This window comes from Williamsia sp. Y712 (genome assembly GCF_059445525.1).
Genome location: NZ_JCAIUN010000003.1, coordinates 761,568 through 786,218, shown reverse-complemented (window position 1 = coordinate 786,218; position 24,651 = coordinate 761,568). Strand labels below are relative to the sequence as shown.

Sequence of the window (24,651 nt, the reverse complement as noted above, 5' to 3'; positions counted from 1 at the left end):
GTTTCGCCTATCCCGACAGGTTGAAGTTGCCGTTGGAACCGTAGACGGCCAACGAGACCAGCAAGGTAACCGAGACAACCGCGATCAGCGACATCCGCACCGCATTGCCGACCGCCACACCCACTCCGGCCGGACCCCCACTGGCAAAGAAGCCGAAGTAGGTGTGGATCAACATGATCATCAAGGCCATCAGGAATGCCTGCAGGAACGACCACAGGAGATCGATCGGGTTCAGAAAGGTCGAAAAGTAGTGCTGATACAGCCCTGAGGATTGGCCGAGGATCACCACGGTGGTGAACCAGCAGGCAACAAACGACGCCGTCAGCGCGATCGCGTACAGCGGCGCCAGCACGATCATCCCCGCGATGATCCGGGTACCGACCACGTACTTCATCGGGTCGATGCCCATGGACTCCAGGGCGTCGATCTCCTCGTTGATCCGCATCGCACCCAATTGTGCTGTGGCACCGGCACCGAAGGTGGCGGCGAGCCCGATTCCGACCACCACCGGCGCAGCGATGCGCACGTTGATGAATGCCGACAGGAAGCCGGTCAGCGCCTCGATCCCGATGTCACCCAGCGAGCTATAGCCCTGGACGGCCAGCGTGCTGCCGGTGGCAAGTGTCAGGAACCCGACTATCACGACGGTCCCACCGATCACCGCGAGGTTGCCTGCCCCCATGCTGGTCTCGGCGATCAACCGGAGCGTCTCTCGTTTGTATTGCCACGCCGCGCGCGGAGACCCGATCAGCGCCTTCGCATAGAAGATCGTGTGATCTCCGATTCCGCCGAGCGTCTTCACCGGCCGGTTCAGTTCCCGGACCGTCCGGCCGTGCAACGTGCTCGGTGTCATGCCATCCCCCTCATCCGGCGGTCAGCTGGACGCCGACCGCGGTGACCACGACGTTGACCACGAACAACGCCATGAACGCGTACACAACCGTTTCGTTGACCGCATTGCCCACCGACTTCGCGCCACCAGTGACGGTGAGCCCCCGATAGCACGCCACCAGACCTGCGATGAGGCCGAACAGGAGTGCTTTGATCGACGAGATGACCACCTCGTTGATCCCGGTGAGCAACGTGATCCCGGAGGCGAAGGCACCGGGATTGACATTCTGGACAAACACGGAGAAGACGTAGCCCCCGACCACCCCGATGATGCAGACAAGACTGTTGAGCAGCAGCGCAACCAGTCCCGACGCGACCATCCGCGGCGTCACCAGTCGCTGCACCGGATTGATCCCGAGGACTTCCATGGCGTCGATCTCTTCACGGATGGTCCGCGATCCGAGGTCCGCGCACATGGCGGTGGCCCCGGAGCCCGCCACGATCAGGACGGTGACCATCGGGCCGACCTGCGTGATCGCACCGAAGGCCGCGCCAGCACCGCTCAAATCGGCGGCGCCGAGTTCACGAAGAAGAATGTTCAGGGTGAAGCTGACCAGAACCGTGAACGGAATCGCGACGAGCAGTGTGGGAACCAGCGATATGCGCGCCACGAACCAGGACTGTTCGAGCGTCTCCTTACCCTGAAAGGGTCTGCGGAACAGGAACTTCACCGCATCCGCCGACATCATGAACAGGCCACCGACCGATTCGAACGGACCGGACAGTTTGGGGCCGCGATATCCCCCGGACCGGCCGGTGCTACTGCGTTGCCATCCGGCCATCAGAATGCCTCACCATCGCCGACAGCCTCTGCATGCCAACCAATTCCCCACCCGATCGACATCCTTGGTGATTGCATCCGCTCACCTCGCTGTGCAAGAAACCTGATTCGGCCGCCACATCACCTCATGCTCGATGACATTGCCTGCCAGCCGATTTGGCAAAACCCGTAAGGCCACCCCCGCCCGGGCTGCGGGCCGTAAACCATCACACAAGTACGGTCGAGCGTTCGGCCACACAATTACTGTTGCAGCCCAGTCGATTTCGACCAGCAGTCAGCACTGACCACCAGAGGTATCAACCACCCCTTTCGCGTCCTGAAGACACTCATACCGGCGGGCGCAGCGAGGACGTGACACCCTCGACATCTGCCTGCGAGGCTGAACTTACACGCATAAGTAGACGGTGTGAGCAAAACCGGAGAGATTTCTCGAAACACCGGGGAGCCGCTCGCGCCCGTATCCGCCTGCCCCGTCCCCCGAATTGCCGATATCGGACCTCAATACGTGGATTACGCAGTGTCCCAACAAGAATGCAGCCGAATTCTGAATCCGGCATCAGTCGACAGCGGTCCGATATATGCTCCGCACATCTGCAAGAGCCCAACTCCCGCGTAGGAGAACAGCCCTGCTGGGCCGGTCCTTCCCCTGGAGTCGGCGACGTCCATCGGCGAGATCGGGAGTACCGGCGAACGTCACCCGAGAACGCGGCTCCCGCAGTACGGGTCATCTGGACCTGGCCACAACCAGACACCCGAGCCTCCCCAATCACATCGGGTGTCCGTCGGAGGAGGATGTCAGTTGAGAACACATCGCATGCTGGTCGTCGCGATGGCGGCCGTGCTGATGGTTGCCGGATGCAGTGATCGCGGCGGAGATGATGGTGAAGACGACGGTGGCGGCGGGGGTGGAACCGGATCGGCCGATACGGTTTCATCTACGTTCGGCGACCTGACAGACGTATGCCAATCCGGCTCGGCCGCAGGCTCACCCACGCAAGGAGTCACTGACACCGAGATCCAGGTCGGAGTCTTCACCGACCTGGGATTCACCCAGAACCCCGAGTTCGTCAACGCGGCGAAGGTCTTCACCTCCTGGTGTAACGCTCAGGGCGGCATCAATGGACGCAAGATCGTGGCCAACACACGTGACGCCAAGTTCATGGAGGCGCGCCAGCAGATGGTGACCGCCTGCAGCGAGGATTTCGTACTCGTCGGTGGCGGTAGCGGCCTGGACGGCCTCGGCGTCAAGGAACGTTTGAACTGCCTACTGCCGAGCTTCCCAGCCCAGGTTGCGCAGCTCACCTCTGCCGGTTCCGACCTCGAGATCAGTGCCGATCCCAGCCTCACCCAGGGATACGACCCGTATTACGGATTCCGGAGCTGGCTGATCAACGACGCCTACCCGGAATCGAAATCCGCGATCGGCTTCGTCAATGGCGACTCCCCCGTCACGAAGGTCCTCGGCGAACAGGCCGTCGAAGCCGTGGAGGCCGCGGGTGGCACATTTGTCTACAACGACCTGTACCCGGCGATGGGCGTGTCCGATTGGACGCCCTACGCACAGACGATCAAGAGCAAGGGCGTCAAGGGCCTGCTGTTCTATGGCGACTTCCGGCAGCTCGCGAAACTCGAAACCGTCTTGACCGGAATGGATTACAAACTCGACTGGATCGACACCAACAACAACGCCTATGGCCCGGAGTTCATCGAACTCGCCGGAACGTCGATTGATTTCCAGAACAACTATCTCGATCTCGGCGGCAACCTGCCGCTCAACAGCGACGAGCCGGCAATGCAGGATCTGCTGGCGCTCTACGACGAGTACGCGCCGGACGCCAACCTGACGTTGCCGTCCATCCGTGCGATGTCATCGTGGTTGCTGTTCGCCAAATCCGCGGCAAGTTGTGGCGACGACCTGACCCGGACCTGTGTGTACAACACGGCGAAGCAAGAGACCGCGTGGACCGGGGGTGGCCTGCACACGGCCCGGAATTTGGCGCAGCCCGTGCCACCGACGCCCTGCTTCAACGTTGCCGAAGCCGAACCCGATGGTTGGATAGCCCCCGATTTCGGAGCAGACCAGGGTCCATACCGCTGCAATATCCCGGTACACAAATACACCGGTGACTACCCGCAGCCGATGACGTTGGCAGATGTCGGGAAGAGCATGGACGACGTGCAGTAGCCCAGCCGAAAGATCTCCCCGGCACAAGAATCGGGGGTTGCGGTGGATCCGCAACCCCCGATTCTGACCGGTTTGGCTTGATTCGAGTCGGTCAGACGCCCTTGACCGCGTCCGCGATCGGGGTCTCACCGTTGACGAACTCGATGGTCGTGCCGACACTCGACGGCGTTTCGAGGACGGCGGCAAGTACGGCTGCCACATCGTCACGGCTCACTTCAGAGGCGTCTGCGCCACGTTCCTTGGTCGCGATACGTCCGGTACCGGGCTCGTCGGTGAGCGCACCGGGACCCACAATCGTCCACAGCAGCGTGGTGCCCCGGAGATACTGATCAGCCGCTGCCTTGGCCTCGGCGTAGGCGTAGAACGAATTGTCTTCGGGAACACCATGATCCGGGCCCGCGCCAAAGTACGACACCATGACGAATCGGGGTACGTCGACCTTCAGTGCAGCGTCGATACTCCGGATCGCGGCGTCCCGGTCGACGGCGTACGTGCGCTCCGGACTACCGCCACCGGCGCCTGCGGAGAACACCACGGCATCGTGGCCCTTGATGACCTCACCGATCTCATCGGTCGACAGGTTCTCGATGTCGGCGATCACCGGTATCGCACCGGTCGCCCTGATGTCGTCGGATTGGTCGGGGTTACGGATCAACGCGCTGACCTGGTGGCCTTCGCCGGCCAGCAGTTTCGCCAGCTTGCGCGCAATCTTGCCGTGACCTCCGATAATGGCGATCTTTGACATGTGAATCCCTCCGTCGTCGTTGACTCGCACTCTGTTGGGCACTTTGTAGTGCAACAAGGCCGACCCCGTCGGCATTCCAGTCATCCGCGCCGTGCGGGGGCGTTCAACGACCGCGACACTAGTCGCCGGCACCGTCCTGCGAGTAGTCGCGAATGATCTCTTCCAGAACTTCGCGGATGCGATCGGCATGCGTGGTGACGGGACTGGTGGTGTCGGGCCAGGTCTCGATTTCGGCCAGCATCCAATCGACCCAGGAGATGATGTGGGTGAAGTGGCCGACCATGTACTTGGCAGCGAACGCCAGCAGATGCTGACGGCTGGGAAACGATCCTGCGCCGGGAACGATGAGCAGCTTCGCGTTGCCGACGAAGATCTGCCGTTTCATCTCGGCCTGTGCACGGACGGTGCGAAGGGTGTTCCGCAAGTCGTCGATGGTGCCCTGCTCCGCCACGCACACCCGCAGCAGACCTTCGAATTCCATCGACGGAGCGCGGGTTTCAGTCGACATCCACTCAGCGAGGGCGGCGCGGCCTTCCGGGGTGATCGAGTACACGGTCCGGCTGCGCTGCGAGCCGGTGGATTCGGTGCGGGCTGCCACCAGACCACGCGCGACCAGCTTCTTGGGGGCGTTGTACCGCTGCCGATCGGCCCGCGGAACGATCTCCGACATGCCTCGGCCGATTTGTTCGGCCACTTCGTAGGCCGACCAGTCCCGAGGCGCCAGTATGCCGAGGATGGCATACGACATCGTGTTGAGGTCGCCTTGTGGCACAGCAACCCTCCCGGACTGGCAAATTAATAAAAGCAGCCGTTAGCGTAGCAACAGGAATATGAGGTGCCCGATCGCACCGTCGGGCACCTCATATCACCTGTTCAACCAGCGCGAACCTACCCGCCGCTGGTGTCGTCGGCCGTATCGTCGATGTCGTCGTCGGTGTCCGCGCCCGGCTTGGCATAGATGAACGGGACGAGTTCCCCGGCCACGCGCGCGGCGGCGGCCTGGCCGTCGATGGTCGGCGCGAGATTCGCCCACACCACCATGGTCACGTCGTTGACCGGGTCGTAGCCCATGAACGAGTTGTACCCCGGCATCTCACCGATGTGCCCGTACATGGGGCCCATTTGAGCGATTCCGTATCCGTACCCGGCCCCTTCCGGCTTATCCGGGTCACTGGGCTGCACACTGTCCATCCGAAGCTTCTGCGTCGCCTCGTCGAGCAGTTCGCCGTCGCCCATGGCCTTCACCCAGATGGCCAGGTCGTTGGCGGTCGCGATGCCCTGTCCGGCCGACCAGGTCCACGACGGGTTGTCGTTGGTGGTCACCCGTGGCTTCACCGTCCCGGCCTCGATGGCCGCGATCCGCTCCGGCGACAGGGACTCTTTGCCTTCGCCGAGCGTCTCGATATTGCCGCTGTAGGAGTAGCCGCTGGAATAGGGCGCGGGGATTGCGGTGTCGGTGTTGGCGGGGAACGAGCTACCCGTCATTGCGAGCTTGCTGAAGAACCGATCCTGGAAGATCTGGGCGATCGGCTTGCCGTCGAGCTCTTCGGCGATGAGTCCGAGCAACACCGTGTTGGTGTTGGAGTAGTGATATCCGTCGCCCGGCGGGAAATAGGGGGGATTGGCGAACGCCAGCGCCAGCAATTGCTCTGGTGTCCACACCTTTTCGGGTTCGTTGTCGAGCGCTTGATTGAGTTCGACTGTCTCGGTGTAGTTGTACAGCCCGCTGCGCATGTTCAGCAGCTGACCGATGGTGATGTTGTCGCCGTTGGGGACATCGGGACGGTACTTGCTGACCGGGTCGTCGACGGAAATCTTGCCTTCCTGGACCAGCTGCATGATCGCGGTACCGGTCCAGGTCTTCGTGTTCGAGCCGATGCGTACCTTCGTGTCCAGGGTTGGCGCATCGGTCGAGTCACTGGCGGTTGTGCCGAACGACTTGACGTACTCACCGTCCGGCGTACGGATCAGCACCATCATGCCGATCTCGCGGTACTCCGTGGCGAGTTCGTCGATCGCTTTGTCCATGGCCGCGGTGTCGAACGGCACGAGTGCGCTGTTCGATGATCCGCTCGAGCTCGTGGATGTTCCCGTACTCGCCGCAGTGCTCGACGAGGACGAACTGTCCGAATCGTCCGAGCATGCGGTGGCGACCAGCGCCGCCGACAGCAGCACGGCCAGTGCCGCCGGCTTGGCGCGGCTCGGTCGACGCCGTCGTGTGGCCCGCGGACCTGCTTCTAGTGGGGACATAATCCTTCTCCTCGAGTGGTGATCTCACCGGACCTCGCTGCGGTGGTTTCCACAGCGTGGGGAACTCATTGTGGCGCTCGCGTGAAGGTGCCGAGGTCGTCTTTGTCGAGATACTCGATGGTCAACGAACTGGCCGGTCCGGCGACGGTGAACTCGGCACCCGTTGGGCCCGCGGCGTTTTCGCCGGCCGGCTCGAACCAGTAGGTGTCGCCGACGTAGTGGGTGAGCGGGTAGCTCTGTTGCAGATCTTTGCCGATCCGCAGGACCAGGTTGTTGCCCTCCGCGACCACCTCGGCAGGGCCGTAGAACGGGCTGGTGTACATCCCGGTGTAGTCGCTCGCCGGGCGGGCCGGCGCGGCATCGGCCGGTGGGGTGGCGTAGTCGACGTCTGAGCGCCCGGAGGCGATGACCATCTTGAACTGCTCGGCTACAAAGGGCGGCCAATCCACCGTCAGCTTGCCGTTGCTCACGTAGTCGAGGAACTGAGCCGTCAATGTCTCCGACACCCCGACCGGCGCCGTGTTGGCGAGTACGACGATCCCGAGTTGCTCACTGGGCAGCATCTTGACGTCGGTGCTGGCGCCGAGCGCAAAGGCGCCGGCGTGCCCGATCTGCACTCGACCGTGGTCGTCGGTGTTGACGTTGAACCCGATGCCGTAGAAGCTGTCTCGCGCACCAGGGGTGGTGGAGGGGTGGGAGAAAGAATGAGCCTGGTGGGTGAACTGCAGCTCTTCAGGATCGACGATCTGCTGCCCGTTGAACATGCCGTCCGCAAGTTCCATCTGAACCCACTTGGCCATGTCATCGACCGACGACATGGCGCCACCGGCCGGCGCCTGCTCCGCGGGATTGCTGACGTACTTCGCCTCCCAGGTCTTGGCGTCGGGGTCGATGAGCTGATGGTTGAACGCGCGGTTGGGGGAGTTCAGCCACTCGTCGTACCGGGAGGTCGTGTTCTCCATCCCAAGTGGTTCGTAGATCTTCTGCTCCGACAGGTCCGCCCACGTCATGCCCTCGGCGTTGGCCGCAGCGTTCCCGGCGATCGAGAATCCGTAGTTGGTGTAGTCGTAGTGGTCGCGGAAGCGGTACAGCGGAACCTGGTTGAGTCGGCTGATCGTCTCGGGATACGTGTAGCCGAGGTCCTCGAGCAGGTCGCCGGCGTGGTCGGGCAGGCCCGATCGGTGCGACATCAGATCGGTGTACGTTGCGTTGGCGGTGACATACGGATCGGCCACGGCGAAGCCCGGCTCATGGGTTATCACCGGGTCGTCCCAAGCGATCTTCCCGTCGCCGACGACGGTCGCCACGACACTCGACGCCAGGGGCTTCGACACCGACGCCAGCTGGAACATGGTGCTCGTGTCGACCTTGCCTGGTTCACCGACCTTCCGGACGCCAAACCCCTTGGCGTACAGCACTTCGCCCTTGTAGACGACTGCCACGGCCACACCCGGAGCGCCGGTATCGGCCATGATGTTCTCGACGTAACCGTCGAGCCGGCCGATGGCCCCGTCGACGTCGGCCCGGTCGAGCTGGGCGTCCGGCACACTCGGTGGGACCTCGGCCATCGAGCTGGTGGACGAATCATTCGACGATGAACTGCATCCTGCCAGCGCGAGTACGACCACTGTGCCGAAAGTTATTGCCGTGCAGGCATATATCCGGGCACGTTGACGTCGATGCGACGGTGGGTTGGGTGTGGTTCGGGTGACCATGTTGCTCCATCCGGCGGCTCCGGCGTCACGGACGGCGCGCGGACTACTCATCCAGCGAGGGCTGTCCTGGGCACGCCGGTGCACCGACAGTACCTCAGTTTGGTGCAAAGTGCAGTATGCAATTTGCACCAAATAGAGTAGGTTGCGCTGAGATGGAACGTTCGCTGAGCGTGCTGCGCGGCGTCGACCCGACACGGAAAGTTGGTGCCTCATGCCAGGACGACGTCGCCGAACGCGCACAGCTCGAACGTTTCTGGCGATCGTGACTGCCGCCGGCATGCTGCTGGCAGCCGCCTGCTCCGGCGACTCGTCGGGCACGTCCGCGCCGAACAGAACCCAGGGCCAGGCGATACCGGCCGACGCCACCGCGATCATGGAAACCGATCCGTACACCGCGGCGCGGTGGTCATATCTGGTGATCGACCCCGAGACCGACGAGGTCATCTACAGCAATCAAGCCGACACCTTCATGTTCCTTGCGTCGCAGACCAAACACTTCACAGTCGGAACGGTTTTCAACGACCTCGGTGTCGACCGCACCATCACGACCCCCGTCTACGCGACGGCGGCACCGGTGGGCGGCACCCTGACCGGTGACCTGGTACTCGTCGGATCCGGCGACCTGGCACTCGGCGGGCGCAATGCCGACCAGGATCAATTCGACTTCGCCACAGAGGGAATCGATCACGTCTACGCCGACGCACTCCCCGGTGCGGTCCTGGCGCCGGGCAATCCGCTCGCCGGACTCGATGCGATGGCGCAGCAGGTTGCCGCATCAGGAGTCACGCGCATCGACGGCGACGTGCTGATCGATCCGCGCCTCTGGGAAACCTACGACACCGTCGAAGGCAAGGTGCCGTCGATCTTTGTCAACGACAACCTCGTCGATATCCAGGCACAGCCCGGCGAACCCGGGCAGCCTGCCACGATCGAGATGCTTCCGGGCAATGGCCTGTTCACCGTCGACGCACAGGTGACCACCGGCGCCGCTGACAGCGACTCCACCCTGAAGGTCGCCGCGGATGAGGTCGATCCGACGTTGCTCCGGGTGACCGGATCGGTTCCGGCGGGCAAGACCTCGCTGACCGTCTACCGCATCACCGACGCGTCGAGCTGGGCGCGCCAGCTGTTCATAGAGGCGTTGCAGCGCAACGGTATTACGATTGACACAACGTCGAAGGTCAACAATGCAGCTGTCCTTCCGCCGCAGGGCAGTTATCAGGACGACCTGCGGCTTGCGACGCTCGACTCGGCCCCGCTCGGCGAAGCGGGCGGCATGATCCTGGCAACGAGTTACAACACCGGGGCCAATACCTTTGTCTGCCTGCTGGCCGTCGAGGCGGGCTCCGACAAGTGCGCGGACGGATTGCCTGCGATCCGCGATCTGGCGACCGACGCCGGAGTCCCCGCATCAGACTTCGTGATCATGGACGGGCAGGGCGGTGACCCGTCGTCCGCGACCCCCACCGCCGTCGCCACCTGGTTGAAGTGGGTGAACGGTCAATCCTGGGCGGATACATTCTGGAGTGGGCAACCCATCCTGGGTGAGCGCGGGTCGCTGTCCGGGGTCGGTGTGGACAGCCCGGCCAAAGGAAAGGTGATCGGCAAGACGTCCACCTCTGCCGATGTCGAACCGGGCACCGAACGTCTGGTGATCACCACGCAAGGCCTGTCCGGCTACCTTGACGTCGGTGATGGCCGCCGGCTGCTCTTCGTGACCGCTGTGAGCAACGCCGTCTTCCCCGACCTACCGCGCGGGGTGTTCCAGGTCGGCGACGACGTCGGTATGGTGGCGGCAGCTTTTCAACAGGCGCAAGAGAATTGAGTGTGCTGTTGCAGCGCCGGGTCGCCGTGCACCGGGGGCGATCTCACCGAACCGGTGCAGTGCTCAGCTGCCGGTGAAGATGGGCGGGCGTTTCTCGGAGCGGGCCGCCCGACCTTCGGCCATGTCGTTGCTCTGCCACGCAAGCACCATTGCGGCGACGTGCTCTGCGGGGGGTTCGTCGCGCGCGCCATCGTCGCCCAGGACCAACTTGTAGTGCCGCAGCGTCAGCGGAGCAAGGGTCGCGATCATCGCAGCCCACCGCTGGGCCTCCCCGAGATCACCGATCCGGTTGGCGAACCCGACCACGTGCGCCCTCTCGGCACTCATCGATTCGCAGCCGAGCAGGATCCCCGCCGCATCTCCGGCACCGGCCAGGGAGACAAGACGCTTGATCGTCCATTCATCCACCGTGACACCGATTTTCGCCGCCGGAATGGCACAGAAGGACGACGGAGACATGACCCGTAGGTCGGCGGCGAGCGCCAACTGCAAACCGGCCCCGAGCGCAGGGCCGTTGAGGGCTGCGATCACCGGCATCGGAATGTCCTCGATCAATCGCAACGTCGCCAGCAATTTGTCGAGGAATGACTGCTCGTAGACAGGACCCGAGAGATCGGCCCCAGCGCAGAAAACACTGCCGGCCCCGGTCAGAATCACGGCTCGCGCACCAGAATCGGCAGCGTCGCCCAATGCATCCGCCAACGCCTCGACCATTTCGTGGTTCAACGCATTCCGCTGCTGCTCGCGCTGCAATTCGATGGTCAGCACGTCGCCGTCTCGGCTGGTCCCAATCATCAGGTCAGCGTACCGCTACTGTTCGATTGTGAACGCGAACCCTTTCGGCGATTCCACCGAGACCGATGTCCTGGTCATCGGCGGCGGACAGGCGGGGCTGTCCGCCGGCTATTACCTGGGCAAGTTCGGCCTGCGGTCTCGGACGCTGATGGTCGATCACTCGCCCGGCCCCGGCGGAGCATGGCAATTCCGCTGGCCGACATTGACTTTGGCCGGCGCCAACGGCGTTCACGACCTGCCCGGGTTGGGCCTGTCAGAGGCTTTGGGCATGGAGTGCGATCAGTGGCCTGCCGCCACCGCGGTGCGGGACTACTTCGCTCACTACGAGCAGAAGTTCGACCTCGACGTACATCGGCCGGTCGACGTCCGATCGGTGACACATCACGGCGAGGAATTCCAGGTCGCCACCGCCGACGGACACGAGATCTCCGCACGCACCATCATCAATGCCACCGGCACCTGGGACCGCCCGTTCGTTCCCTACGTCGCAGGCATCGAGACCTTCACCGGCACCCAGCTGCACACACACGATTACCGAAACCCCACCGACTTCGCAGGCAAGCGGGTCCTGGTGGTCGGAGCCGGTATATCCGCAGTTCAGCTCCTCATCGAGATCGCCGGCAACGCCGAGGGAGTCCAGACGTTCTGGTGCAGCCGCACCGAACCGAAGTTCACTGATGCACCGTTCTCCCCCGACCTCGGACGCGCTGCGGTGGCACGGGTCGAGGAGCGGGTCCGAGCAGGGTTGCCCCCGGGGTCGGTGGTGTCGGTGACCGGACTACCGGTGACCGATTCGATCCGGGCCGCACAGGCAGACGGGATCCTGGATTGGCGGCCGATGTTCACCCGCATCACGCCCGGCGGGGTCTGCTGGGACTGCGCGAACGAAGGCGAGCCGCTGCAGCATCTGGACGTCGACATCATCCTCTGGTGCACCGGTTTTCGGAGTGCACTCGATCATCTGGCTCCTCTGCGGTTACGGGCGCCCGGGGGTGGGATCGTCATGACGGGGCGTCTGGCCACAGTGGTCGAGGCACTGCCACAGCTACAACTACTCGGTTACGGACCCTCTGCATCGACGATCGGCGCCAACCGGGCCGGACGCGAAGCAGCGCGGGTGGTGCAAGAACTTCTCACGACCCGATGAGCGTCGCCGGCACCCGGTTCTGCTGCACAGACCCGAACAGAGTGCTGCAATTGGCATTGAGACAAAGCTGGAGCAACACGATGCCGGATGGTGACACATGCACACGTTTCGTCTCACGCTGATTGCTGCTGCTGTCCTCGCCGTCGGTGTCGCCTCGCCCAGCCTCGCCAATGCTGAACCCGACGGCGCCGCGACCACCTCGACCTCGCAGGTCCCGCGCCTGACCGGCCCGGCGCAGGTCACCCATGCAGACGCCTCGCGGTACGTTCGCCAGAATCCCGGTTCGGTCCCAGCGGGAGTGAACGACTTCACCTGCGTTCCTTCGAAGGAGCATCCGCGCCCGGTGGTGTTGCTGCACGGCACCGACTCGACCGCATATTCCGATTACGCCGCCATCGGCCCGCGACTGGTCGTTGCCGGCTACTGCGTGTTCGCGCTCAACTACGGCGGGCAACCCGGTACGGCCAACTTCGGAACCGAGGACATCACGGCGAGCTCCACACAGGTCGCGGTATTTGTCGACGACGTCCTGTCCGCCACCGGATCCGCCGACGTCGACATCGTCGGGTACTCGCAGGGAGCCACGGTCGGCCGATACTTCATCAACAAGCTCGGCGGGGCTCAGGTAGTCGGTCGGTGGGTGGGTCTGGCGTCACCTTCCTACGGGAGTTCGCTGTACGGTCTCGTTCCCCTCGCCGCACTGATCCCTGGTGCGATGGAGGTCGCTGCCAAGATCCCTCCAAGAGAGTTGGTGTCCACGGCGTTGTGGCAGCAGGCCCAGGGTTCGCCGTTCCTCAACGATCTGAACTCTCCCGCTGACACTGTGCCCGGAGTCGAATACACCACGATCGCATCGCGAGTCGATGAGGTCATCCAACCGGTGACCAATGTGGCGCTTCGGGACCGGGCCGCGACCAACGTCATCGTGCAGGATCTGTGCCCCGCCGATCAGAGCGGTCACTTCCGGATGCCCTACGACGAGTTCACCATCGCCCTCGTGTTGGCCGCCCTCGATCCAGCGGCTGGGTTCACCGACCAATGCGTCCCGGTGGCACTGGGTGACGGAATCCCGAACATGATCATCGCCGAGAATTCCTGAGCTCCTCCAGCTGACCTGTTCAGCCATCGATTTGCGAGTATCACCAACTGTTCCAGCAACGAATTAGTGCGATTCTTTGACATATTATTGTGTTTTCACAACACTGTCACAGGTGAGCCCCGTGAAAAAGGCAGGACATCTGCCGATCCACAATCGCATCGGCGTACTGCGCGCCGAGCGGCGGATGTCTCGGGCACAGCTCGCTGAACTGGTGGGGGTCAACGTCCAATCCATCGGATCACTCGAACGGGGCGACAACTACCCGAGCCTCGATCTGGCATTTCGGATCTGCGATGTCTTCCACCTTCCGGTGGAGGCGGTCTTCAGCAGGCACGAGTTCGGCGCCATGTCAGAACAGTTGTACCGCAATGACTATGGAGGGGCACGATGAACCATCCGAACTCCCCGATCCCGGAATCGGCGAAGCCCGGCTGGTGGCGTGGTTACGAGTCGTGGCAGGCCAGGAGTCATGAGAAGTTCCTGCGCCGCTGGGGCACCCGCTTTCCCCGCCTGCGTAATCGTCGCTCCGCCAGACGATTGGTCGTCACGCTGGTCATCACCTGGATACTCGTCCTCGCGTGCAGCATCGCCGCCTTTTTCACCAGTTGGTTCGGGCTTCCGTACATAGTGCTGATCTGTCTTGTCTTCCTGCCGGTCCTGTACATCTTGCGTGCGATCACCTTGAACGTCAGCGATGCACCCGCAGGAGCGCTCGACGAAATCCAGCTGGCCACCCGCAACGCGGCGCGTTCGCTCGCATACACGGCGCTCTGGGTGACCATGTTCATCCCCTACCTGGTGCTGATCGTGGTCTCCTTCGGCGACAGCGTCAGTGGCCAGGTGGTCTACGGCGCAGGCACCTTGCTGATCGTCCTGCTGGTGGCCGGCACCTGCCTTCCCACGTGCTTGCTCGCCTGGTGGCTCAACGATCCCGACCCGGAGGACTACGCCGTCTACGACCTGCCCGACGACATGCAAGCACACCTATCCGAAACCCGGAATGTCACCACCACAGAAGGATTGGATACATGACAGACCCGTTGATCGTCGACAGATTGACCAAGCGATACGGATCCCTCGTCGCCCTGGACAACATGAGCTTTTCCGTCGCCCCCGGCGAGATCTTCGGCTTCGTCGGATCCAACGGTGCCGGCAAATCGACCACGATGCGCATCATCCTCGGTGTCCTGTCCGCGGACTCGGGGCGCGTCCTGCTCGGTGACTCCCCCATCGACCTCGACACCCGCCGCCGTATCGGATACATGCCCGAAGAGCGAGGTCTCTACCCGAAAATGAAGGTGGGCAAACAGCTTTCCTTCTTCGCCCAGCTGCACGGGCTCTCTCGCCGCGAGGCCGACAGCCAGGTCGAACGTTGGGTCGAGCGACTGGGTATCGCCGAGCGCATCAACGATGACGTCAACAACCTGAGTCTGGGCAACCAGCAGCGCGTGCAATTGGCTGCGGCGCTGGTCCACGACCCAGACGTGCTCGTTCTCGACGAACCCTTCTCGGGACTCGACCCGGTCGCCGTCGACGTGATGAGTGAGGTTCTCGAAGAAAAGGCCGCGCAGGGTGTTCCGGTCATCTTCTCGAGCCACCAGCTCGATCTCGTGCAACGACTCTGCGACCGGGTCGGCATCATCACCAAAGGCACGATGCGCGCACTTGGGACCGTGAACGAACTGCGTTCCACCGGCGACATCCGGCTCGATGTTGTTGCGCCGCAAGCACCTCCCGGGTGGGCCGACCGGATCCCGGGTGTTCAGAGCAGCAACCACAACGGCACCACAACCACTGTCACGATGACGCCTGAGGGCGACGAGCAGGCAGTGCTCGCGACCGCGTTGAGCACCGGCCCGGTGACACACTTCGCCATCTCCAAACCCGACCTGACCGAACTGTTCCGTGAGGTGGTAAGCGCGTGATCACCGATAGTCCTTTCAAAATCGACAATTCAACGTCAACGAACACTCAGCGACTCGGCGCCTGGCGCGCGATCCGGCTTGTCGCCGGCCGTGAGATCACCACGCGCGCCGCAACCAAATCGTTTGTCATCACCAACGTTCTGCTGCTCGTGGTGATCGTGGCCGGCATCATCGTGCTGTCGATGTTCACCGGCAACAGCAAACCCACGAAGGTGGGTCTGGTCGGCGACGACCCACAGATCTCACAGACCATCGTTGCGATCGGAGACGCCTCCGGCGAGAAGATCGAGATCGTTCCGATCGGCAACCCTGACGACGCCCGGCAGCAGGCCGAAGACGGTGACGTGAAGGTCGCGCTGGTCCCTGGTTCGGGGAACAACTACGAGGCCATCACCAAAGACGATCTCGACGGAACCCTCGAAGGCGTCCTACGGACCGCCGTCAGCCAAGACGGGCTGAGTAAGGCTCTGGCACAGCAGGATGTCGACCTCTCCACCATCAGTGCCGACTCATCCCTGACGATCACCGAGACCAAACCGGCCAAACCCGATGAGGGACAACGTATCGCCGTAGCACTGACCGGCATGTCACTACTGATGTTCGCAGTGCTGCAGGGCGGCGGCATGGTCGCAGGCGGAGTCGTCGAGGAAAAGACATCACGGGTCGTCGAGATCCTCCTGGCCACGATCAAGCCCCTACATCTGCTGTGGGGCAAGATCATCGGCATCGGGGCGATGGCGTTTGCGCAGGTGATCGTCCTCGGCGGAGCCGCGCTGATCACCGCTCTGGCAACGGGACTGCTCGACGTGCCCTCAGCTGCCGGGTCCATGTTTGTCGCGGTGCTCGTCTGGTTTGTCCTCGGATTCCTGTTCTTCGCCACGCTGTACGCCGCCACCGGTGCGGTGGTGTCGCGGCAGGAAGAACTCGGGTCGAGTTCGGCACCTCTGACGATTCTCGCGATGGCGGTCATCTACGCGGCGATCTTCGGCATCAATGCCCTCGACAGCACACTCATGCAGACCCTGGCCTGGATCCCACCCTTCTCGGCGTCCATCATGCCGATCCGCATTGCCACCGGGGATGCGTCGATGTTCCAGATCATCGGTAGCGCGGTGTTGATGTTCCTCGCCTGCGCGCTGGCCACCTGGTTCGCGGCCCGGATCTACCAGCGCAACGTCTTGCGCACCGGTGCGCGGGTCAAGTGGATCGAAGCGATCAAAGGCTGATCCCGACCCGAAAGCGGGGGGTTCTGGTTGGCGTCACCTGGGTGAATGCTCGCCGGAACCCACCACTTTCGGGGGTCGGCGGATGAAGTAGTCACCCTCGTCCGGAGCAGTGAGCATCCGTGTCAATGTGGCGCGGTCGAAGGGCCACAGATCGATGGTCTCGTTGTCCGTGAAGTACCAGGAATTGCATCCGGTGTTCCAGACCGTGGGGCCCATCGCGTCCGCGACCTCCCTGTTGAACCGATCGGTGGCCGGCTCCGTGACTTCCACCGCGGTGATCTTGTTGTCCCTGAATTGCTCCAGCCATCGAACGATGTAACGAGCGGTGAGTTCGGCCGTGTACTGCAGGGATATCGAGCCCGTGGGTGAGTTGGGGCCGAGCACGGTGAACAGATTGGGAAACCCCGGTATGGCGGTCATCCGGTACGCACGCGGGCCGTCGGCCCACGCTTCGTCCAAGGTGATGCCATCGCGGCCCTCGATGCGCATGGGCCGCATATAGTTGTGCGCCTTGAATCCCGTGGCGAGAACGATCACGTCCACATCGTGGTGTGTCCCGGATTCCATGAGGATTCCATCCGGCGTGATCTCGGCGATGGCGCCCGAGGCCAATTCCGTGTTGGCGGCGGCGATCGCCCTGTAGTAGCTGCCCGACAGGACCTGCCGTTTGCAGAGTGGTTGATAATCCGGGGTCAGGTCCTCGCGTAGCGGCCGGTTGCGTACCTGCGCTCGCAGCGACCACCGAGCATAGGCCTGAACCAATCGGCGTCGCCACGACGGTTTGGTGACGATATCGGCCAGAATCCCTGAAGCCCAGAGCAATTGACGATGGACGGAATCGTGCAACCTGGGGTATTTCGCCAGGACTGTCCCCCACGCCGCCGGCTGCGGCAACCGCATCGGCGCCCACAGGATCCACTGGGGTGAGCGGACGAAGTGGATCAGCCGGGCAGCAGAAGGCTGCAGGGCGGACACGATCTGCACGCCAGTGGATCCGGTACCGATCACCGCTATCGACTTGCCTGCGGTGACGAGGTCGTCATCCCACCGGGCAGTATGTACGGTCGTACCCGAAAAAGACTGCAGCCCAGTAATATCCGGAATCGCGGGATGATGCAGGACCCCGGTGGCACAGATGACGAAGTCGGCGATCTCTGTCGCGCCATCGCCGGTCGTGACGTGCCACCGTCCCCCGGACGCGTCGTAGCGGGCACTGACCACCTCGGTGCTCAACCGCAGGTACTTGTCCAGCCCGAAACGGTCGACGACGTCGCGGTGATAGCGCTGGATCTCGTCCCCGTCGGCCCATATCTGTGACCAGTCCGGATTGGGGGCGAACGAGAACTGGTAGATCTGCGACGGCACGTCGCAGGTCAGCCCCGGGTAGCGATTCCAATGCCAGACACCACCGACGTCAGTGCCCTTCTCCAGGATCGTGAAATTGGCGAACCCGGCCTTTTGCAGGGTGTAGGCGGTCGCGATCCCTGCGACCCCGGCACCGATGATCACCACGCGGGGGTCTCGCCTCGGGGCCGTCATGCGCGTATCTCCGCGTCGGCCAGGGCATGCAGCACGGCGACGGCCGCGCTCGCGTCGTCGACCGGCTGCGTTCTGTTCCTGGTCCCCATCAGTTCCCCCAATGTACGAACGTGGTGAACTCTGCCGCACACCACTTCGAGTACCGAAGGTACGTCTACTCGAACTTTCAGGACAAGCGTCACCTCTGCCGCGCGGTTCTCGATGCCATCCATCATGAGAAACTCGGAGAGATCGCGGTCATCGCCGTATTGAGGTCATTTCTTTCCGGTATCGGAATCGGCGATACCGGCCTCGAACACCTCCCGGTCCCGCCGGCCAGCATCGCGAACCTCTTGCTCAGCACCGGAATCGGACTCGGTATTCAGCGCGCTGTCGACCCTTCGGTGTCCGCGGAACCCGCTTCCGAAGCCATCCGCGGTGTGTTCTCCATCTTGACGAGCCTGGCTCCGATCCTCGAATCAGAACAGAAGTGACACGCGTTTCTCGAAGGCGCTGAACGAGGTACGAGCGCAGTAACGCCGACGTAATCCAGAAGAAACCATCGCCGCCTAACGTCCCCGAATATGAGCCCTGCCGACTCCATGGGAGCAACACAGACGGACGTACAACCCGCCGTCGCCGCCACCAAAAGCCGCCCCTTGGGCACCGGAATCGACATTTCGGGGCTGACCAAAGAGTTCAAGTCCAGTGGCCTACGCGGCGGGTCTTCGGTGACCGCCCTTCACGATGTGGACCTGCAAACCTCCGAGGGCGCGTTCCTCTCGTTGCTGGGCCCGTCGGGTTGCGGCAAGTCGACGGTTCTGCGAATCCTTGCCGGGCTCGAGGAGTCCACCGCAGGCACTGCCCTGATGAACGGACTCTCGCCCAAAGAGCTCCAATCCCAGCACGAACTCGGTATCGCATTTCAGGATTCGGCGCTGCTGCCGTGGCGCAGCGTGGAAGCGAACATCAAACTCCCCTTGCAGGTCGCAGGAATGCCTGTCGACAAAGGAGCCATCAACGACCTCATCGAACTCGTCGGCCTCAAGGGCTTCGAGAAGGCGAAACCGGCCACGCTGTCCGGCGGCATGCGTCAGCGTGTGTCGATCGCCCGCGCGCTGGTCGTGAAACCGACCGCATTGCTCCTCGACGAACCGTTCGGCGCGCTCGATGACATGACCCGGCAACGGCTCAACATCGAACTCCTCCGCATCTGGACCGAGAAGCCGGCAACCACGCTGATGGTGACCCACGGGATCGGCGAAGCGGTCTTTCTCTCCGACGTGGTGGCCGTGATGAGTCCACGTCCGGGCACCATCCTCGAAACCGTCACGATCGACCTGCCACGTCCGCGGGTTCCGGACATGATGCGAACACCCGAGTTCCATGCCTTGCATGATCACCTCAGTGGTCTCCTGTTCGGCAGCAAGGGATCGGCGGGGGTGGCGTGAGCACCCTGACCGCGCAAAACCGTTCCGCGGGGGCACAGTTCGCCGACCGCGCGCAGCTTGCCGGAAAACGTTGGGGTGCAGGTGTGATCGGCATGGTTGCGGTGCTGATCATCTGGTCGATGGCCGGGCACTTCGAGTGGTTCAAAGGCACCATCCCCACTCCCTGGGCGGTGATCGAAAAGATCAACGACAAGGGTTTGGACTATTACGTCAACAACTTCGGCCCGACCATAGAGCTGTCGCTACGAGGCTTCATGTGGGGCAATGTGCTGGCCATCGGTCTGGCTTTGCTGGTGGTGGTCATTCCGCTGATCGAGGGTGTGTCAACCCAATTGGCGATCATCAGCTACTGCACACCGATCATCGCGGTGGCACCCATCGTCCAGGTGGCGTTTGCCGAGGTGCAGACGATGATCGTCTTCCTTGCCGCCATCTCGGTGTTCTTCACGACGATGATCGGCACGTTGTCCGGACTGCGATCACCACATCAGGCCAGTCTCGATCTGGTCAAGGTGTACGGCGGCGGCTCCATCGCCCAGCTCGTCCGGGTCCGGATCGTCTCCGCGCTTCCATCGACTTTTGCCGCATTGAAGATCGCCGCTCCCGCCGCCGTACTCGGCGCCGTGCTCGGCGAGTTCCTGGCCATGCCCGAAAAGGGTGCAGGCCCATCGCTGATCATCTCCCAGCAGGCCGGTGACATACCTGCGGTATGGGCGATCGCACTGCTCACCGGTGCGGTGGCCGGCATCGGCTACGCCATCGTCGCCGTCATCTCGGTATACGTCACCCGCTACAGCACCGGAATGGCAGGGACCAAATGACCGCCACCACAACAGCTCCCCCGTCGGCACCGGTCCCCGCCGACGCCGCGGCACGGGCGAACTCGGGCAACGCCAAGGCGATCACGTGGGAGATCGGGAAGTTCATCGGCTCGCTGGTGATCTCGTTCATCCTGATCCTGGTGATCTGGTGGCTGTTCTTGCTGGCCTTCCCCGACATCGGGCCGATCATCGGCAAAACCCCCGTCGATGTCTTCCACTACCTGTTCACCGAACCGACCTCGGCGACCGACCGCGCCGAGATCATGGACAACCTTCAGATCACGTTGAAAGACGCGGGAATCGGCTTCGTCTGCGGCATGAGCGCGGCGATCGTCGCGGCCGCCCTGTTCGTGATGTTCCGGCCCGTCGCCCAGACATTCATGCCCATCGCCATGCTCTTGCGTTCGGTACCCCTGGTGGCGATGACCCCGCTGATCACACTGGTGGTCGGACGCGGAGTGGCAGTGGTGGCGGTGATGGGCGGCATCGTTGTCTTCTTCCCCGCGCTGGTGATGATCATGACCGGCCTGGCCAACGCACCGCGCCAGATCAACGACGTGATCATCGCTTATGGCGGAACACGTTTGACCGCGATGCGGATGGCGTCGCTGCCCTCGGCGGTACCGGCACTGTTCGCCGCCGCGAAAGTCTCGGTGCCCGGAGCCATGATCGGCGCCACCGTTGCCGAGTGGCTGGGCACCAACAAGGGCCTGGGCGCGACGCTGCAGCAAGCGCTACCCGCGGCGGCCTACAACGAGCTATGGGCATCGGTTCTGGTCATCACCGTCGCGTCGATTGTGCTGTACGCGCTGGTCGGTGTCGCCGAAAAACTCGTCCTGGCGCAGATGGGCACCAAGACAACCTGACATCAGTTCGGGCAAAGCTCTTTTGTAACAATCCAATTCGCACCGGAAATACGGCGGAAACCGAACCGCCCTAACGTCAGCGTCGAGCAATCACAACCAAGGAGTCAACACATGGCCTACACGTTCGACCGCCGATCGTTTCTTCGGTACTCCATGATCGCCGGCGGCGCTGTGGGTAGCGCCAGCGTGCTGGCCGCCTGCAGCTCCGGCGGCAGTGACAGCAGCGGAAGCAGCACCACCAACCCGAAGGTCCAGCTGTCGTGGCAGAAGAACATCGAGTTCGCCGGTGAGTACTTCGCAATCGAGAACGGCTACTACGAGGCAGCCGGACTCGGGACACCTGAACTGATCACCGGCGGCGGCCCGGGTACCGGCGTCGAGACCGGCCTGACAGCCAACAAGGTGTGGATCGGTATGTCCTCACCGCAGTTGACCGCACCGGTGGTGCTGCAAGGTGCCAAGCTCAAGTCCATCGCCGCAACGTTCCAGAAGAACCCCTTCTGCATCGTGTCGAGTGAGAAGACGCCCATTCTGTCGCCGGAAGACATGAAGGGCAAGAAGATCGGCGTGCAGGCCTCCAACGAGAACGTCTTCAAAGCACTGCTCACCGCCAACGGGATGACCGAGTCCGACGTCCAAAAGATCACCGTCCAGTACGACCCCACGCCACTGACCACCGGCGAGGTGGACGGCTGGGTCTCGTATGTGACCAACGAACCGATCACCTTGGCCGCGGGCGGCTTCCCGAACACCAACTTCCTGTTCGCGGACTTCAACCTGCCACTCGTCGCGGAAACGCTTGTGGTGCGCCAGGAAACAATCGACAACGAGCGTGACAAACTCAAGGCCTTCCTCAAAGCCGATATCCAGGGCTGGTACGACGCGGTTGCCGACCCGGCAAAGTCTGCCGAGCTCGCGGTGACCAAGTACGGCAAGGACCTCGGACTCGAGGTCGCTGAGCAGACCCTGGAAGCGCAGGCCCAGAACCTGCTGATCGTCTCCGAGGAGACCAAGGTCAACGGCCTGCTCACCATTTCCCCGGCAATGATCGATCTCAACATCGAGGCACTGGCCAAGGCCGGGTACGACGTCACCGCCGAGCAGATGTTCGACATGTCGCTCATCACCGAGGTCTACGCGGAGAACCCGGACCTCAACAAGCGGGTCTGACAAACACATCACCGATATCGCCGGTACACCCAGATACTCGGGTGCACCGGCGATCTCGTGTTCAGCCCCTGGGGCGATTGATAGGTTCTGAGCATGCCCATTCGCGAAGAAGTCCATGGACGAACGCTGATCGTCCACCTCGAGCGCGAAGAGAAGCGCAACGCGATCGATGTCGAGATGGCGCTCGGAATCAGTGCGGCCCTCGACCGTCTCGACGATGACGACGACTTGTGGACCGGGATCATCACCGGCACCCCCAAGGTCTTCTGTGCGGGCACCGATCTGCGCGCGGGCGTCGGCGCCCACACCGACCGTGGCGGCGAGTACGGCGTGATCAGACGCAAACGGATCAAGCCACTGATCGCGGCCGTCGAGGGGCCGTGCATGGGCGGCGGTCTGGAGATCGCGCTGGCGTGTGACCTCATCGTCGCTGCGACCACCGCGAAGATGGCACTGCCAGAAAGCCGCCGAGGATTGGTCGCGACATCGGGTGCCCTGTTCCGGGTCACCCGGGCGCTGCCACCGAACATCGCCAAGCAGTTGTTGATCACCGGCACCGGATTGACTGCGCAGCGGGCTTTCGATCTGGGTCTGGTCAACATCGTCAGCGAACCCGGGCAGGCTCTGGCCGATGCGCTGACCCTGGCCGACGACATCAACGCGTCCGGACCGGTTGCGGTGCGGGCGACCCTTGCTGCATTGGCCGAACTGAACACCGACGCCGATGTCGCGGGGTGGCAGGCCACCGAGCGCGCCAAAGAAACCGTCGTCGCATCCGACGACATGCGCGAAGGCATAGAGGCGTTCTTCAGCAGGCGTCCACCCGAGTGGAAAGCCCGCTAGCCGACATCCCCGTCGGGTTCAGGGGAGGTTCTTGTAGCGGTCGAGAGCCACCTGGCGCTGCACTTTGTGGTCGACGATCGGCTCGGGATAGTCGTCGGGACGTAGCGCGCCGGGCTCATGCACCGCGGCTCCGCCGATGCCCCGCAGTTCCGGAATCCAGCGCCGCACGTAGTCCCCCGACGGGTCGAACTTCTTGCCCTGCGTGGTCGGATTGAACACACGGAAGTACGGGGCGGCATCCGTGCCACAACCGGCGACCCACTGCCAGCCATGCTGATTGCTGGCCATGTCACCATCGACGAGCTGGTCGAGGAACCACGCGGCGCCGCGTTGCCAGGGCAGATGGAGGTCCTTGACCAGAAACGATCCGACGATCATCCGGACCCGGTTGTGCATGAATCCGCTACCCAGTAGCTGCCGCATTCCGGCATCGACGATGGGGAATCCGGTCTTGCCCTCGCACCACGCGGCGAAATCCGCGTCGGCGTCGGCGCCCGAATCATGTTCCATCGCATCGAATTTTTTGTTCAGATTCCACCAGCTGCTGTCCGGACGCTGATGCAGCACGTCGGCATAGAAATCACGGAAGGCCAGTTCGCGGATGTACGCGGCGCGGCCTTCGCCTTCGCGTGCGTCGAGGTCGGCGAGCATCGCGCGTGGATGGATGTTGCCGAACTTCAGATACGCCGACATCCGACTGGTCGAGTCCAGATCTGGCCGGTCGCGCTGGGTTCCGTATTCCACGATGTCGTCGGCCATGAACTCCGCAAAGCGCTCGTATGCCGCTCGTTCACCGGCGGGAAAGTCCAACTCGGCGTTGGCGTTCGGTATCGTGATCCCACGAACCCCGGACACGTCGTCCGGGTTGATCCACGTTGCACTGCCGACGCCGCTATCTGCCGGTGCCCGCCAGCCGTGATCGCGCCACCGCCGAAAGTACGGCGTGAACACTCGATAAGGTTCTCCATCGTCTTTCAGGACTCGCCCGGGGGCCACCGCATACGGTGAGCCGTCGGCCCGCAAGGGTATGTCACCCAATGCTTTTCGGACCTTGTCGTCCCGCCGGATACCGTACGGCGCGAAATCGGCACTGACATGCACGGCCTCCGCGTCGAGCGACCGGGCAACATTCGGAATCATCGACTCCGGGGCGCCGCGCACGACCAGCAGCGAACCGTCGAGCTGATCGTGGATGTCGCGCAACGAATCGTAGAGAAACGACAGCCGGCGAGCGCCCGACGAGGCCTCGAGCACCGGGTCGAGCACGAAGCAGGCCAGCACCTCGCGCCCCTGCGCGGCCAGCAGCGGCGGAAGGTCACTCAGTCGCAGGTCCCGACGCAGCCACAGCACAATCGGTTGCTCACTCATGCCTCCATCGTGCACGGCGAGCGCGCCCGG

Annotated in this window: 24 protein-coding genes; 15 read left to right on the top strand and 9 right to left on the bottom strand. The window is 63.1% G+C overall.

Translation table 11 applies throughout. The features are described 5' to 3' along the window. Positions 1-7: 7 nt before the first annotated feature. Positions 8-853 carry an MlaE family ABC transporter permease gene (locus AC1D75_RS22910; protein ID WP_495517604.1) on the bottom strand — a complete coding sequence of 282 codons (846 nt, stop codon included), beginning with the start codon at positions 851-853 and terminating at the stop codon, positions 8-10. Between the two features lie 10 nt (positions 854-863). Further along, positions 864-1,673 (bottom strand): MlaE family ABC transporter permease, encoded by an 810-nt coding sequence (locus tag AC1D75_RS22905; RefSeq protein WP_495517603.1) that lies wholly within the window; start codon positions 1,671-1,673, stop codon positions 864-866. Between the two features lie 813 nt (positions 1,674-2,486). Here AC1D75_RS22905 and AC1D75_RS22900 point away from each other — a divergent pair. After that, positions 2,487-3,857 (top strand): ABC transporter substrate-binding protein, encoded by a 1,371-nt coding sequence (locus tag AC1D75_RS22900; RefSeq protein ID WP_495517693.1) that lies wholly within the window; start codon positions 2,487-2,489, stop codon positions 3,855-3,857. A gap of 91 nt (positions 3,858-3,948) precedes the next feature. Here the strand turns inward: AC1D75_RS22900 and AC1D75_RS22895 are convergent, their stop codons facing one another. The 3 genes from AC1D75_RS22895 to AC1D75_RS22885 form a co-directional block, all read right to left on the bottom strand. Beyond that, positions 3,949-4,602 carry an SDR family oxidoreductase gene (locus tag AC1D75_RS22895; protein ID WP_495517602.1) on the bottom strand — a complete coding sequence of 218 codons (654 nt, stop codon included), beginning with the start codon at positions 4,600-4,602 and terminating at the stop codon, positions 3,949-3,951. Positions 4,603-4,720: 118 nt separating this feature from the next. After that, positions 4,721-5,374 (bottom strand): PadR family transcriptional regulator, encoded by a 654-nt coding sequence (locus AC1D75_RS22890; RefSeq protein ID WP_495517601.1) that lies wholly within the window; start codon positions 5,372-5,374, stop codon positions 4,721-4,723. 116 nt (positions 5,375-5,490) lie between these two features. After that, complete coding sequence (locus AC1D75_RS22885) at positions 5,491-6,630, bottom strand: serine hydrolase domain-containing protein (RefSeq protein WP_495517600.1); 1,140 nt, start codon at positions 6,628-6,630, stop codon at positions 5,491-5,493. On the opposite strand from AC1D75_RS22885, the gene AC1D75_RS22880 reads away from it, so the two are divergent. Next, on the top strand, positions 6,629-6,874 hold the full coding sequence (locus tag AC1D75_RS22880) for a hypothetical protein (RefSeq protein ID WP_495517599.1): 246 nt from the start codon (positions 6,629-6,631) through the stop codon (positions 6,872-6,874). The two genes, AC1D75_RS22885 and AC1D75_RS22880, sit on opposite strands and share 2 nt — an antisense overlap. Positions 6,875-6,917: 43 nt before the next feature. On the opposite strand, the gene AC1D75_RS22875 is transcribed toward AC1D75_RS22880, so the two are convergent. Next, positions 6,918-8,618 (bottom strand): serine hydrolase, encoded by a 1,701-nt coding sequence (locus tag AC1D75_RS22875; protein WP_495517598.1) that lies wholly within the window; start codon positions 8,616-8,618, stop codon positions 6,918-6,920. Between the two features lie 211 nt (positions 8,619-8,829). Between AC1D75_RS22875 and AC1D75_RS22870 the strand changes: the two genes are divergently transcribed. Then, on the top strand, positions 8,830-10,392 hold the full coding sequence (locus AC1D75_RS22870; RefSeq protein WP_495517597.1) for a D-alanyl-D-alanine carboxypeptidase/D-alanyl-D-alanine-endopeptidase: 1,563 nt from the start codon (positions 8,830-8,832) through the stop codon (positions 10,390-10,392). Between the two features lie 63 nt (positions 10,393-10,455). Here the strand turns inward: AC1D75_RS22870 and AC1D75_RS22865 are convergent, their stop codons facing one another. Next, positions 10,456-11,187 carry an enoyl-CoA hydratase gene (locus AC1D75_RS22865; protein ID WP_495517596.1) on the bottom strand — a complete coding sequence of 244 codons (732 nt, stop codon included), beginning with the start codon at positions 11,185-11,187 and terminating at the stop codon, positions 10,456-10,458. 28 nt (positions 11,188-11,215) lie between these two features. Between AC1D75_RS22865 and AC1D75_RS22860 the strand changes: the two genes are divergently transcribed. From AC1D75_RS22860 to AC1D75_RS22835, 6 genes are all read left to right on the top strand, one after another. Beyond that, complete coding sequence (locus AC1D75_RS22860) at positions 11,216-12,334, top strand: NAD(P)-binding domain-containing protein (RefSeq protein WP_495517595.1); 1,119 nt, start codon at positions 11,216-11,218, stop codon at positions 12,332-12,334. 97 nt (positions 12,335-12,431) lie between these two features. Continuing rightward, a complete protein-coding gene (locus tag AC1D75_RS22855; RefSeq protein WP_495517594.1) occupies positions 12,432-13,433 on the top strand; it encodes an esterase/lipase family protein in 1,002 nt (333 codons plus the stop codon). Between the two features lie 112 nt (positions 13,434-13,545). Next, the gene (locus AC1D75_RS22850) at positions 13,546-13,824 is read left to right on the top strand and encodes a helix-turn-helix transcriptional regulator (protein WP_495517593.1); all 279 of its coding nucleotides are present in this window, start codon (positions 13,546-13,548) and stop codon (positions 13,822-13,824) included. After that, positions 13,821-14,465 (top strand): hypothetical protein, encoded by a 645-nt coding sequence (locus tag AC1D75_RS22845; RefSeq protein WP_495517592.1) that lies wholly within the window; start codon positions 13,821-13,823, stop codon positions 14,463-14,465. The genes AC1D75_RS22850 and AC1D75_RS22845 overlap by 4 nt, the downstream gene beginning before the upstream one ends. Next, positions 14,462-15,358 (top strand): ABC transporter ATP-binding protein, encoded by an 897-nt coding sequence (locus tag AC1D75_RS22840; RefSeq protein ID WP_495517591.1) that lies wholly within the window; start codon positions 14,462-14,464, stop codon positions 15,356-15,358. The genes AC1D75_RS22845 and AC1D75_RS22840 overlap by 4 nt, the downstream gene beginning before the upstream one ends. Further along, the gene (locus tag AC1D75_RS22835) at positions 15,358-16,584 is read left to right on the top strand and encodes an ABC transporter permease (protein WP_495517692.1); all 1,227 of its coding nucleotides are present in this window, start codon (positions 15,358-15,360) and stop codon (positions 16,582-16,584) included. Before AC1D75_RS22840 ends, AC1D75_RS22835 begins: the two co-directional genes overlap by 1 nt. Before the next feature lie 33 nt (positions 16,585-16,617). On the opposite strand, the gene AC1D75_RS22830 is transcribed toward AC1D75_RS22835, so the two are convergent. Beyond that, entirely contained in the window at positions 16,618-18,123 is a 1,506-nt protein-coding gene (locus AC1D75_RS22830) for a flavin-containing monooxygenase (protein ID WP_495517590.1), read from the bottom strand. Between the two features lie 110 nt (positions 18,124-18,233). Here AC1D75_RS22830 and AC1D75_RS22825 point away from each other — a divergent pair, with 110 nt between their 5' ends. The 6 genes from AC1D75_RS22825 to AC1D75_RS22800 all read left to right on the top strand — a co-directional run bounded on the left by AC1D75_RS22825 (position 18,234) and on the right by AC1D75_RS22800 (position 23,253). Beyond that, positions 18,234-18,596: a hypothetical protein gene (locus AC1D75_RS22825; protein WP_495517589.1), complete on the top strand. Its 363-nt coding sequence runs from the start codon at positions 18,234-18,236 to the stop codon at positions 18,594-18,596. Positions 18,597-18,704: 108 nt separating this feature from the next. Next, positions 18,705-19,553, top strand: a complete 849-nt coding sequence (locus tag AC1D75_RS22820) for an ABC transporter ATP-binding protein (RefSeq protein WP_495517691.1) — start codon at positions 18,705-18,707, stop codon at positions 19,551-19,553. Positions 19,554-19,645: 92 nt separating this feature from the next. Continuing rightward, on the top strand, positions 19,646-20,374 hold the full coding sequence (locus AC1D75_RS22815; RefSeq protein ID WP_495517690.1) for an ABC transporter permease: 729 nt from the start codon (positions 19,646-19,648) through the stop codon (positions 20,372-20,374). Further along, on the top strand, positions 20,371-21,240 hold the full coding sequence (locus AC1D75_RS22810) for an ABC transporter permease (RefSeq protein ID WP_495517588.1): 870 nt from the start codon (positions 20,371-20,373) through the stop codon (positions 21,238-21,240). The genes AC1D75_RS22815 and AC1D75_RS22810 overlap by 4 nt, the downstream gene beginning before the upstream one ends. A gap of 111 nt (positions 21,241-21,351) precedes the next feature. Next, positions 21,352-22,410, top strand: coding sequence for an ABC transporter substrate-binding protein (locus tag AC1D75_RS22805; RefSeq protein ID WP_495517587.1), 1,059 nt, complete (start codon positions 21,352-21,354; stop codon positions 22,408-22,410). Positions 22,411-22,503: 93 nt separating this feature from the next. Then, a complete protein-coding gene (locus tag AC1D75_RS22800) occupies positions 22,504-23,253 on the top strand; it encodes an enoyl-CoA hydratase-related protein (protein WP_495517586.1) in 750 nt (249 codons plus the stop codon). An 18-nt stretch (positions 23,254-23,271) separates the two neighbouring features. Here the strand turns inward: AC1D75_RS22800 and AC1D75_RS22795 are convergent, their stop codons facing one another. Continuing rightward, complete coding sequence (locus AC1D75_RS22795) at positions 23,272-24,621, bottom strand: cryptochrome/photolyase family protein (protein WP_495517585.1); 1,350 nt, start codon at positions 24,619-24,621, stop codon at positions 23,272-23,274. Positions 24,622-24,651 lie beyond the last annotated feature (30 nt).